The sequence below is a fragment of the Streptomyces sp. NPDC096048 genome (assembly GCF_044763415.1).
Lineage (GTDB): Bacteria > Actinomycetota > Actinomycetes > Streptomycetales > Streptomycetaceae > Streptomyces.
Map to the genome: position 1 here is coordinate 304,256 of NZ_JBIWGG010000007.1, position 11,863 is coordinate 316,118.

Genomic DNA, 11,863 nt, shown 5'->3' on the forward strand with positions numbered 1-11,863 from the left:
GCCCGGCGCCGACGCCGGCGCGCACACTCCGATCTCGCGGGTCCCCCGCGTTCCCTGTGATCGCCCGGCAACGCATACTCGGGGGGTGACCGCGTACGAGCCCTCCGGTGAACCCGGCGCCGGCACCGGCCCCGCGCCGGGCCCGGCCCCCGACGGGTACGACGCCGTCGTGCTCGCCGGCGGGGCCGCGCGGCGGCTCGGCGGTGCCGACAAACCCGGCCTCCGCGTGGGCGGTCGCGCGCTGCTGGACCGGGTGCTCGCCGCCTGCGCCGGAGCGCGGACGACCGTCGTGGTCGCCGACCCGCGGCCCACCGCGCGCCCGGTGACCTGGGCACGCGAGGACCCGCCCGGCGGCGGACCGCTCGCCGCCCTCGCCGCCGGTCTGCGGCACACCACGGCCGAGCACGTCGTGGTGGTCTCCGCCGACCTGCCGTTCCTCGCCGGGCCCACCGTCGCACGACTGCTGTCGGCCCTCGCCGCGAGCGACGCCGACGGCGTGCTGCTCACCGACGCCGACGGCCGCGACCAGCCCCTCGTCGCCGCCTATCGCGCGCCCGCGCTGCGCCGCGAACTGGCCGCGCTCGCCCGGGACCTGGCGGATCGGGCGGACCTCACCGGGCTTCCCCTGCGCCGGCTGACCGGCGCGCTCCGCCTCACCCGAGTCCCGGACGCCGTCGCCTCCTTCGACTGCGACACCTGGGACGACATCGCCACCGCAAGGGCACGCATCAGGGAGCATGGTCACGTGTTGGACGAATGGATTACCGCAGCCAAGGACGAGTTGGGCATCGACCTCGACGTCGACACCGGCGTTCTGCTCGACCTCGCCCGGGACGCCGCCCACGGGGTGGCCAGGCCCGCGGCCCCGCTGACCACCTTCCTCGTCGGTTACGCGGCCGGGCGGGCGCAAGGAGGCCCCGAAGCCGTCGCCGAGGCCGCCCGCAAGGCCGCCGCCCTCGCCCAGCGCTGGGCCGAGGAGGCCGCCGACGCCGAGCCCGCCCCCGCGGCGGGCCAGCCCGACGTGGCTCCCGACGCCACCCCTGACACCCGCCCGGACGCGTGATGACCCCCCACGGCACGCGGACCGACGAGGAGGCGGAAGACCTCGACGTCGAGGAGGCGCTCGCCCTCGTGAAGGAGAATCCCGGCCCGTCCGGCGCGCGCCACGGCGACCACGAGCACGAGGTGACGCCCGCGCACGGCGCACACCACGGTCACCGAAGTCACCACAGCCGCCAAAGTCACCACGGGCCTCACAGCGCCCCGCACAAGCAGGACGGCCCGCACCACCGCGCGACCTCCTGGCCCGAAGCCCGGGCGGCCGCCGAGCGCGCCGCCCGTGCCGCCGTCCGTGCCGCCCGCCGCCCCCCGCTCGCCGCGCCCCTCGACGCGGCCCTGGGCCTCACCCTGGCCGCGCCCCTCACCGCCCTGACCGACCTGCCCTCCTTCGACACCTCCGCGATGGACGGCTGGGCCGTCGCCGGCCCGGGTCCCTGGACGGTGCGCGACGAGGGCGTCCTGGCCGGCCACGCGGAGCCCGCGCCCCTCACCGACGGCGCGGCCGTCCGCATCGCCACCGGCGCGCGCGTTCCCCTGGACACCACCGCCGTACTGCGCACCGAGCACGGCCGCACGGACGGCAGGGACCGGCTGCAGGCGACCCGGGAGGTCGGCCACGGCCAGGACATCCGCCCGCGCGGTCAGGAGTGCCGCAGCGGCGACCAGTTGCTGCCCGTCGGCACCCTGGTGACGCCGGCCGTGCTGGGCCTCGCGGCGGCCGCCGGCTACGACACCCTCACCGCGGTCCCCCGCCCACGCGTCGACGTGCTCGTCCTCGGCGACGAGCTGCTCACCGAGGGCCGGCCGCACGACGGCCTCATCCGGGACGCGCTCGGCCCGATGCTGCCGCCCTGGCTGCGTGCCCTGGGCGCCGAGGTCCGCGCGGTCCGCCGGATCGGGGACGACGCCGAGGCCCTGCACCGGGCCGTCACCACCTCCGACGCCGACCTGGTCGTCACGACCGGCGGTACCGCCGCGGGCCCGGTCGACCACGTCCACCCGGTCCTGAGCCGCATCGGCGCCGAACTCCTCGTGGACGGCGTCGAGGTACGCCCCGGCCACCCGATGCTGCTGGCCCGGCTCAAGGACGACCAGCACCTCGTCGGCCTGCCCGGCAACCCCCTCGCCGCCGTCTCCGGGCTGCTGACGCTCGCCGAGCCGCTGCTGCGCACCCTCGCCGCCCGCCCGGCACCCGAGCCGTACACGCTGCCACTGCGGGACGCGGTGCACGGGCACCCGTACGACACCCGGCTCGTCCCCGTCGTGCTGCGCGGCGACGCTGCCGTGCCGCTGCACTACAACGGTCCGGCCATGCTGCGCGGCATCGCGGTCGCCGACGCCCTGGCCGTCGTACCCCCGGGCGGGGCGCGTCCGGGCCAGGAGGCCGAGCTGCTCGACCTGCCCTGGACCACCGGCGGAATCGGAGTGTGTTTCACGTGAAACTTCCTGGCCAGGACGCGATCGCCCGCCAGGCGGACGAACACCTCGTGACTCATCGGGTGAAACTCCCGAGGAAGCTGGTGGAGCACCCGATCCGTCAGGTCGGCAAGCGGCTCTCCATCGCCTTGGTAGTCCTGGTGGCGACCGCTTTCATCGTCTACGGCGACCGCGACGGCTACAGCGACAACTCCGACGGCTCCGTCGACCTTCTCGACGCCTTCTACTACGCCACCGTCACCCTCTCCACCACCGGATACGGCGACATCACCCCCGTCAGCGACGCCGCCCGGATGACGAACATCTTCGTCATCACACCCCTGCGCGTGCTGTTCCTGATCATTCTGGTCGGCACCACACTGGAAGCCCTCACCGAGCGCACTCGGGAGGAGTGGCGCCTGACCCGCTGGAGGACCACCTTGCGCGATCACACCGTCGTCGTCGGCTTCGGTACCAAGGGACGGTCGGCGATCCAGACCGTCTGTGCGACCGGGCTGCGCAAGGAGCAGGTCGTCGTGGTCGACCCGAGCGGGAAGGCCATCGAGGCCGCGACGGCCCACGGCTACGCGGGCGTGGTCGGTGACGCCACGCGCAGCGACGTGCTGAACCGCGCCGAGGTGTACCGGGCGAAGCAGATCATCATCGCCACCCAGCGCGACGACACGGCCGTACTGGTGACGCTGACGGCCCGGCAGCTCAACCGCGGGGCGAAGATCGTGGTCGCGGTCCGCGAGGAGGAGAACGCGCCGCTGCTGAAGCAGTCCGGCGCCGACGCGGTGATCACCAGCGCCAGCGCCGCGGGCCGCCTGCTCGGGCTCTCCGTGCTCAGCCCCGCCGCCGGCATGGTCATGGAGGACCTCATCAGCCAGGGCAGCGGGCTGGACCTGGTCGAGCGGCCGGTCATAAAGGCCGAGGTGGGCAGGAAGCCGCGCGAGACGGACGACCTGGTGGTGAGCGTCGTACGCGGGCACCGGGTGCTCGGCTACGACGATCCGGCCGTCGGCGCACTGGAGCTGACGGACCGACTGATCACGATCGTGCGGGCGACGCCGGCCACCCATGTGGCGCCCGACGCCCGCCCGCTGCCCCGCGACTGACGGGGTGCCGATCCCGTACCGCGGAGGCTACTTGCGGTTGTAGAGCCGCATCGTGACCGGGCCGAAGACCAGGAGGAGCAGACCCGCCCAGCCGAGCGTCCAAGCGATCTCGACGCCGGGCCAGTCGCCCGCCATCAGCCCGCGCACGGCGGACGCCAGGTGGGTGATCGGGCTGTTGTTGACGAACACCTGCAGCCAGCCCGGCATCGTCTTCGGGTCGACGAAGACGTTGGACAGGAAGGTGAGCGGGAAGATCACCATCATGCTGACGCTCATCACCGACTTCTCGGTGCGCAGCATCAGCCCGAACATCGTCCAGATCCACGAGAAGGCGAACGAGAACAGCAGCAGCAGCGTGATCCCGGCGACCACACCGCCGAACCCGCCGTCCGGCCGGTAGCCGAGCAGCAGACCCACGGCGAGCATCACGACGGACGCGATGGTGTAGCGCAGCGCGTCGCCGAGGAGATAGCCGACCATCGCCGAGGGCCGCCAGATCGGCAGCGAGCGGAAGCGGTCGAAGACGCCCTTCTCGATGTCGACGTTCACCGAGATCCCGGTGTACATCGTGATCATCACGACCGACATCACGAGGATGCCCGGGAGCACGAACTGGATGTAGTCGCTCGGCGAACCCGCCAGCGCACCGCCGAAGAGGTACGTGAACATCAGCAGGTTCATGATCGGGAAGGCGGTGACGTCGAAGAGCTGCTCCGGCACGTGCTTGATCTTGAGGATCGCGCGCCAACCGAAGGTCAGGGACGTGGACAGGGCGCTGGGCCGGGGCGGGCGCTCCTTGGCGACCAGCAGGGCCGCCAGCGACTCGGTGCTGACCGCGGAGAGTTCCTTGCTCTCGGTGCTCGTGGCCGTGCTCATGCCGCCACCTCGTCCTTCGTGTCAGGGCCGGTGCCGGTGCCGGTCTCGTTGCCGTCGGCGGTGCTCTGGCCGGTGTCGTGCCCGGTCAGCGCCAGGAAGACCTCGTCGAGGCTGGGCTGTCCCAGGGAGAAGTTGTCGACGGTGACACCGGCCCGGGTCAGCTCGCCCAGCGCCTTGGCGGCCTGGTCGGCGGCCGTGTCGCTCGCGGCCGCCCCGAGGCGCGCGGTCAGCGCCACCGGGTCGGGCTCCAGCTGCACCTCGGCGACCAGCAGGTCCCGCAGCAGCCGCTCCGCCTCGGGCCGCTGGTCGGCGTCCCGCAGCCGCAGATGGACGGTGCCGGCGCCGACGGACGCCTTCAGCTCGCCCTTGGTGCCCTCGGCGATCACCTTGCCCTTGTCGATGACGGCGATCCGGGACGCCAGCTGGTCGGCCTCGTCCAGGTACTGCGTGGTCAGCAGCACGGTCGTGCCCTGGGCGACGACCGCGCGCACGATGTCCCACACCTGGTTGCGGCTGCGCGGGTCGAGGCCGGTCGTCGGCTCGTCGAGGAAGAGCAGGTCGGGGGTGTTGAGGATGGACGCGGCGATGTCGATGCGCCGCCGCATGCCGCCGGAGTAGTGCTTGACCTGCTTCGCCGCCGCGTCCGTCAGCCCGAAGGCCTCCAGCAGCTGGGCACCCCGCTCCCGCGCGGCCGTCTTGCCGTGCCCGAGGAGCCTGCCCAGCAGGATCAGGTTCTCGGTGCCGGTGAGGTCCTCGTCCACGGACGCGTACTGCCCGGTGAGGCTCACCCGGCTGCGCACCTCGTCGGCCTCGCGCACGATGTCGTGGCCGAAGACGTGTGCCTGGCCGCCGTCCGGCCGCAGGAGGGTGGCGAGCATCTTCACCGTGGTGGTCTTGCCGGCGCCGTTCGGGCCGAGGACGCCGTAGACCGTGCCGGCGGGCACCGCGAGGTCCACCCCGTCCACGGCCCGGGTCTCGCCGAACGTCTTCACCAGTCCCGCGGTCTCGATCGCGAGTCCGGACGTGTGCGTGCTCATTGGTGGTGGTCCTTCCGCGTTCTTGGCTACGCGTTCTTGGGCTACGCATGGGAAGACCTTTACCGTCGCGCAAACTCATCGGTCGCGCACAGGGATTTTCCGGTGGACGGTCCCAAAGTCCGAGAGCGCCGCGACCGGGAGACGTAGGGCGTCGCGACCGGAGGCCCGGGCGGAGGGGGCCGAACAGGGGCGGAGGAGTAGCGTCGCCCTCATGCATGCGATCACGATTTCCGAACCCGGAGGCCCCGAGGCGCTGGTCTGGACCGAGGTCCCCGACCCGGTGCCCGGCGAGGGCGAGGTCCTGGTCGAGGTGGCGGCCAGCGCCGTCAACCGCGCCGACATCATGCAGCGCCAGGGCTTCTACGACCCCCCGCCCGGCTCCTCCCCCTACCCCGGTCTGGAGTGTTCCGGGCGCGTCGCCGCACTCGGGACGGGCGTGTCCGGCTGGTCCGTGGGCGACGAGGTGTGCGCGCTCCTCGCAGGCGGCGGCTACGCCGAGAAGGTCGCCGTTCCGGCCGGTCAGCTGCTGCCGGTCCCGGAGGGCATCGACGTGGGGCGGGCGGCGGCGCTGCCCGAGGTGGTCTGCACCGTCTGGTCGAACGTCTTCATGGTCGCCCACCTGCGCCCCGGCGAGACGCTGCTCGTGCACGGCGGCTCCAGCGGTATCGGCACCATGGCGATCCAGCTCGCCAAGGCCGTCGGCGCGAAGGTCGCCGTGACGGCGGGCACCGAGGAGAAGCTGCAGCGCTGCGCCGAACTGGGCGCCGACATCCTCATCAACTACCGCGAGCAGGACTTCGTCGCCGAGGTGAAGGAGGCGACGGGCGGCGCGGGCGCCGACGTCATCCTCGACAACATGGGCGCCAAGTACCTGGACCGCAACGTCCAGGCTCTCGCCGTCAACGGCCGGCTCGCGATCATCGGCATGCAGGGCGGCCGGAAGGGTGAGCTGGACATCGGCACGCTCCTGGCCAAGCGCGCCGCCGTCAGCGCGACCTCGCTGCGCGCCCGCCCGCTGGAGGAGAAGGCGGCCATCGTGGCGGCCGTACGCGAGCACGTCTGGCCGCTGCTCGACGGCGGTCACGTCCGCCCGATCGTCGACCGCGAACTCCCGATGAGCGACGCCCCCGCCGCCCACCGGGTCGTGGAGGAGAGCGGCCACATCGGCAAGGTGCTGCTGATCGCCTCGTAGCCGGTGCGCGTCAGCCGCGCCGCAGGCGGAGGCCGACGAAGGCCAGGGCCAGGCCGAGGCCGATCAGGACCAGCCCGCTGCCCAGGGGCAGGGCTCGCACCACGGGCTCGGTGTCGTCCTGGGCGTGCGTGCCGGCCTGAGGCCGGGAACGGGACGGGGACGCGGAGGGCACCAGGGCGGCCTCCCCGGGCGGCACGGCGGTCTCCGGACCGTCGGGCAGGCCCGCGTCGCCGTCACCGTCCGCCCGGTGGCGGGCGTTCCCGTCGGCGTCGGCCTCTTCCGGCTCGCGCTCCTCGGGCCGCCCGGGCCGCTGCCGCCCCTCGCCCGGCCGGCTCCCCGCCCGGGAGGGCTCCGGGTCTGCCGCCGACGCGCCCGACCCGGAAGGAGAGGCGGAGGGAGAGGCCGTCGCGGAGTCGCGCGCCGCGCTGCCCGCCGGGCCGGATTCCTCGCCGGACGGGGAGGCGGGGCCGGTATCCGAGCGGTCGGGACCGTCGTGACCGTCGTCGCGCCGGGGACGCTCGTGACCGTTGTGCCCGTCGTGACCGCCGGAGCCGTCCGGGTCGGCCGCCCCCGGAACCGCGGCGGGAGCCGAACCGGAAGGAGACGGGGACACGGAGGCCGGCCCGGCGCCGGGGGCGACTGCCCCCACCGCCCCGACCGTCGCGAACCCGGCGCCGTGCGCCACCCCCGCCCCGCACGGTGACACCAGCGCGCTCACCCCCAGGGCCCCCGCCAGTCCCGTCGCTCGCAGTGTGCGCAGCCATGGAGTCACGTCGGTGACCCCCTCCCGGTGGTAACCAGTCGCAGAAATCGACGGGACAAGCCTCACATTCGCCCGCCGTACCGGCATTCCGGACTCCGCCGAATGCGCTGGAGCGCGCTTCCGCGGGGGCACCGCCCTGTCGCGCCGCGCGGGTACGAGACAATGGGCGGTATGGAGATGCCGAGGAACGACAGGTCGCCGGAGAACCCCCAAGTCCTGGTCGTCGGCCAGGACGGAATGGCGCTCAGCGGCGGCGGTGGAGACGACGACGCCCGCGAGATCCCGGTGACCGAGCAGGTGGAACAGCCTGCCAAGGTCATGCGGATCGGCAGCATGATCAAGCAGCTGCTGGAGGAGGTGCGCGTCGCGCCCCTGGACGAGGCGAGCCGGGCCCGGCTCAAGGAGATCCACGCCAGCTCGGTGAAGGAGCTGGAGGACGGCCTGGCCCCGGAGCTGGTCGAGGAGCTGGAGCGGCTCTCCCTGCCCTTCACGGACGACGTCACCCCGACCGACGCCGAACTGCGGATCGCGCAGGCGCAGCTGGTGGGCTGGCTGGAGGGCCTTTTCCACGGCATCCAGACGACGCTGTTCGCCCAGCAGATGGCCGCACGGGCCCAGCTGGAGCAGATGCGCCGCGCGCTGCCGCCGGGCGTCGGCCAGGACGGCGAGGAGCCGCCCCACCTGGGCGGCCGCTCGGGTGGCCCCTACCTGTAGGCCGCCCCGACCGGCAGGGACGACGACCCACCGACACCACGAAGGGCCCGGCAGCACCTGCTGCCGGGCCCTTCGCCGTACGCCGGGTACCAGGGGGTGTCGCGCGATGCGCGATCAGGAGGACGCCGGGTTGCCCGTGGAGACCTTGAGCTGGATCTCCGGCATGTCCTCGGGGTCGACGTCCGTGCCGGGCGCGGGGAACTGGTCGCGGATCGAGCCCTCGCCGTAGGTGTTCTCGTCGACCTCCACGACCTTCATCCGCCAGCCGGCCGCGTTGAAGCACTCCTTGACCGAGCCGATGTACTTGAACGTGAAGTCCGGCACCTTGATCTTGTCGGGGTCGTTGTACGACTCCTCCGGCTCGGTGCACTCGTCCTTCTCGATCGTCTTCGTCTTGTCCGGCCCGCGGTAGCCCGCCGCCTTCGAGTCCGACGCGGACGCGCTGGCGGTGGCGTCCCCGCCCTTGGGGTCGTCCCCGCCGTTGTCCATCGTCAGCGCGCCGATCAGACCGCCGACCACCAGGACGGCGACCACGATCGAGCCGATGATCACCAGCTTGTTGTTCCCGCCGCCGCCCGACGAGCCGGAGGCCGGGGCGGAGGGCGTGAGGTTGTACGGCGGCGGCGTGTGCGCGCCCTGCTGCTGCGGTGCGTACGGCGACGCGGCCGGCGTCGGGTAGCCGCCCTGCTGCGGATAGCCGTACGCGGGCGAGTGCGGGCCGGGCGCCGGGGTGCCGTACGGGTTCGGGCCCGGGGCCGGCGTCGGCTGGTACGGCGTCTGGACGGGGCCCGTGGGCACCGGTCCGCTCTGGTCGACCGGCGGGAACACCGCGGAGCCGACGCCCGCGCCGCTCGACGCGTGCGCGCCGGGCACGATGCTCGGCGGGGCCGCCTGGAAGGAGGCCGCCACGCGCAGGCACTCGTCCCGCATCGCCTCGGCGCTGGGGAAACGCTCGTTGGGGTTCTTCTTCAGCGCGCGGGCCACCAGCGCGTCCACGGCCGGCGGCAGGGCGCGGTTGACGGACGAAGGAGCCACCGGCTCCTCCTGCACGTGCGCGTACGCGATGGCCAGCGGCGAGTCCGCGTCGAACGGCAGGCGCCCGGTGACCAGTTGGAAGAGCATGATGCCGACCGAGTACAGGTCGGAGCGGGCGTCCACGCCGCGGCCGAGGGCCTGTTCCGGCGAGAGGTACTGGGGGGTGCCGACGACCATGCCGGTCTGCGTCATCGAGGTCACGCCGGACTGCATGGCGCGGGCGATGCCGAAGTCCATCACCTTGACCACGCCGCGCTTGGTCATCATCACGTTGCCCGGCTTGATGTCCCGGTGGACCAGGCCCATCTCGTGGCTGATCTCCAGGGCCGCCAGCACATCCGCGGTGATCTTCAGCGCCTTGTCGGCGGGCATCGCGCCCTGCTGCCGGACGTCCTCGTCGAGCACCGAACCGAGCGGCCGGCCCTCGACGTACTCCATGACGATGTACGGAGTCGTCATGCCGCCGAGATCGTCCTCGCCGGTGTCGAAGACGGAGACGATGTTGGTGTGCGTGAGCTTGGCCACTGCCTGGGCCTCGCGGCGGAAGCGCTCGCGGAAAGCCTGCTCCCGGCCCAGCTCGGTGTGCAGCGTCTTGATCGCGACCTGGCGGTCCAGCACCGAGTCGTACGCCAGGTGCACCGAGGCCATGCCGCCCTCGCCGAGCAAGTCGCGCAGCTGGTAGCGGCCGCCGGCGAGTGCCCGCCCCGCGTACCGGCCCTGTCCGGCGTCCTGGCTCATGTCTCTGCGTCCCCCATAGGCAGCCGCGACGCCGGTGGCAGCGGCACGCGCGCTCGCGTTCGTGATCGTGATCGAAAGTGCGATTCCCGGCCAAGTCTGCCCCAGGGCACTGACACGTCAAGCGCGGTGCCCGTTCCGTGACCGTACGCGAAAGAAGCGTCGCGGAAGCGTTACAGCCGACGTACCGCCGGTGCACAGAATTTGCACGACAGTACGGAACCAGGGTTTCATGACCGGTCCGTCTCGATGCCGGTCGCGGCGCCCATCTCGGACCGGAGGCCCCCGCGAAGGCTGTAGCGTGGCCGACGGAGACCGTAACAACACCGCGCGCACCGCGGGCAGAAACGACGGCGAGGACTGATGGCACAGCAGCAGCGCGCCCAGGGCCCGTCCGAACCCGAGGCGACTGGCGGCGGTATGGCTGACGCGCCGGAGACCTGGGGCAACGGCGGGCTCGTCGGCGACGGCCGGTACCGGCTGACCCGCAGGCTCGGGCGGGGCGGCATGGCCGAGGTGTTCGCCGCCGAGGACGTCCGCCTCGGACGCACCGTGGCGGTCAAGCTGCTGCGCGCCGATCTCGCCGAGGACCCGGTCTCCAAGGCCCGCTTCACGCGCGAGGCACAGTCGGTGGCCGGCCTCAACCACCACGCCATCGTGGCCGTGTACGACTCCGGCGAGGACTTCGTCGGCGGTCAGTCCGTGCCGTACATCGTGATGGAGATCGTCGAGGGCCGCACCATCCGCGACCTCCTCCTGAACGCCGAGGCGCCCGGCCCCGAGCAGGCCCTGATCATCGTCTCCGGTGTCCTGGAGGCGCTCGCCTACTCCCACCAGCACGGCATCGTGCACCGCGACATCAAGCCGGCCAACGTCATCATCACGCACAACGGCGCGGTGAAGGTGATGGACTTCGGCATCGCCCGCGCCCTGCACGGCGCGTCCACGACGATGACGCAGACCGGCATGGTCATGGGCACCCCGCAGTACCTCTCCCCGGAGCAGGCCCTCGGCAAGGCCGTCGACCACCGCTCCGACCTGTACGCGACGGGCTGCCTGCTCTACGAACTGCTCGCGCTGCGTCCGCCGTTCACCGGCGAGACCCCGCTGTCGGTGGTCTACCAGCACGTCCAGGACATCCCGACGCCGCCCTCCGAGGTCTCCGACGCCACCCCGCCGGAGCTGGACGGCCTGGTGATGCGCTCGCTGGCCAAGGAGCCCGACGACCGGTTCCAGACCGCCGAGGAGATGCGCGGCCTGGTCCAGTACGGGCTCCAGATGCTGTACGAGCAGGGCGGCCACACCGGCACCTGGAACACCGGCCCGGTCGCCGCGCACGACGGCCGGCACACTCCGTCGGCCGGCCTCGGCCTCGCGGGCACCTCGGTGCTGCCGCACCCCGACCACGGCGCGTCGGGCACCCAGCAGATCCCCCAGCCGATCCTGCCGAACGGCGGTTACGGCGGGGGCGACGACGGCGGCTTCGAAGGCCGCGGCAACAAGGGCAGCGGCCGCGGCAAGCTGTGGATACTGGCCGTCCTCGCGGTGATCGCCATCGCGGCGGGCGTCGCGCTGGCCCTGAACAACGGCGACGCCGGCAAGGGCGGCCCCGACACGGACAAGAGCCCGTCGGCGTCCACCTCGCAGAGCTCCGACGAGAAGTCGCCCAGCCCGTCGCCCAGCGACGAGGAGACGCAGGAGACCACCGACCCCGGCACGGAGCAGGGCAACGGCGGCGGAGGCACGGGCGACGGGGGCTACACGCCGCCGTACACCCCGTCCTACCAGCCGTCGCAGAGCGTCACCCAGGACCCGACGGGTGACCCGACCGGCGACCCGACGGGCGACCCGACGACGCCCACGGACGACCCGACCGGCGACCCGACCGGTGACCCGACGGGCGGCACCGACGGCGGCC

Annotated in this window: 10 protein-coding genes; 6 read left to right on the forward strand and 4 right to left on the reverse strand. The window is 73.0% G+C overall.

Translation table 11 applies throughout. From position 1 onward, the window contains the following. The first annotated feature begins 85 nt into the window (after window positions 1-85). The 3 genes from ACIQ6R_RS21355 to ACIQ6R_RS21365 are packed head-to-tail and all read left to right on the forward strand — an operon-like array spanning window position 86 to window position 3,593. Complete coding sequence (locus ACIQ6R_RS21355; RefSeq protein WP_404222855.1) at window positions 86-1,063, forward strand: NTP transferase domain-containing protein; 978 nt, start codon at window positions 86-88, stop codon at window positions 1,061-1,063. After that, window positions 1,063-2,499: a molybdopterin molybdotransferase MoeA gene (locus ACIQ6R_RS21360; protein WP_404222856.1), complete on the forward strand. Its 1,437-nt coding sequence runs from the start codon at window positions 1,063-1,065 to the stop codon at window positions 2,497-2,499. The genes ACIQ6R_RS21355 and ACIQ6R_RS21360 overlap by 1 nt, the downstream gene beginning before the upstream one ends. After that, window positions 2,496-3,593: a potassium channel family protein gene (locus ACIQ6R_RS21365; RefSeq protein WP_404222857.1), complete on the forward strand. Its 1,098-nt coding sequence runs from the start codon at window positions 2,496-2,498 to the stop codon at window positions 3,591-3,593. Before ACIQ6R_RS21360 ends, ACIQ6R_RS21365 begins: the two co-directional genes overlap by 4 nt. A gap of 27 nt (window positions 3,594-3,620) precedes the next feature. Here the strand turns inward: ACIQ6R_RS21365 and ACIQ6R_RS21370 are convergent, their stop codons facing one another. Together ACIQ6R_RS21370 and ACIQ6R_RS21375 are read right to left on the reverse strand one after the other, a co-directional pair. After that, complete coding sequence (locus tag ACIQ6R_RS21370) at window positions 3,621-4,469, reverse strand: ABC transporter permease (RefSeq protein ID WP_404222858.1); 849 nt, start codon at window positions 4,467-4,469, stop codon at window positions 3,621-3,623. Further along, entirely contained in the window at window positions 4,466-5,506 is a 1,041-nt protein-coding gene (locus ACIQ6R_RS21375; protein WP_404173073.1) for an ATP-binding cassette domain-containing protein, read from the reverse strand. Before ACIQ6R_RS21375 ends, ACIQ6R_RS21370 begins: the two co-directional genes overlap by 4 nt. A 211-nt stretch (window positions 5,507-5,717) precedes the next feature. On the opposite strand from ACIQ6R_RS21375, the gene ACIQ6R_RS21380 reads away from it, so the two are divergent. Beyond that, window positions 5,718-6,698, forward strand: a complete 981-nt coding sequence (locus tag ACIQ6R_RS21380; protein ID WP_404173076.1) for an NAD(P)H-quinone oxidoreductase — start codon at window positions 5,718-5,720, stop codon at window positions 6,696-6,698. Between the two features lie 10 nt (window positions 6,699-6,708). Here ACIQ6R_RS21380 and ACIQ6R_RS21385 read toward each other — a convergent pair whose 3' ends face one another. Continuing rightward, on the reverse strand, window positions 6,709-7,470 hold the full coding sequence (locus tag ACIQ6R_RS21385) for a hypothetical protein (protein WP_404222859.1): 762 nt from the start codon (window positions 7,468-7,470) through the stop codon (window positions 6,709-6,711). 162 nt (window positions 7,471-7,632) lie between these two features. On the opposite strand from ACIQ6R_RS21385, the gene ACIQ6R_RS21390 reads away from it, so the two are divergent. Further along, the gene (locus ACIQ6R_RS21390) at window positions 7,633-8,175 is read left to right on the forward strand and encodes a bacterial proteasome activator family protein (RefSeq protein ID WP_404173082.1); all 543 of its coding nucleotides are present in this window, start codon (window positions 7,633-7,635) and stop codon (window positions 8,173-8,175) included. A 114-nt stretch (window positions 8,176-8,289) separates the two neighbouring features. Here the strand turns inward: ACIQ6R_RS21390 and ACIQ6R_RS21395 are convergent, their stop codons facing one another. Then, window positions 8,290-9,948: a protein kinase gene (locus ACIQ6R_RS21395; protein ID WP_404173085.1), complete on the reverse strand. Its 1,659-nt coding sequence runs from the start codon at window positions 9,946-9,948 to the stop codon at window positions 8,290-8,292. A gap of 360 nt (window positions 9,949-10,308) precedes the next feature. Here ACIQ6R_RS21395 and ACIQ6R_RS21400 point away from each other — a divergent pair. Then, the coding region (locus ACIQ6R_RS21400) for a protein kinase (protein ID WP_404222860.1) at window positions 10,309-11,863 on the forward strand (1,555 nt) is incomplete at its 3' end.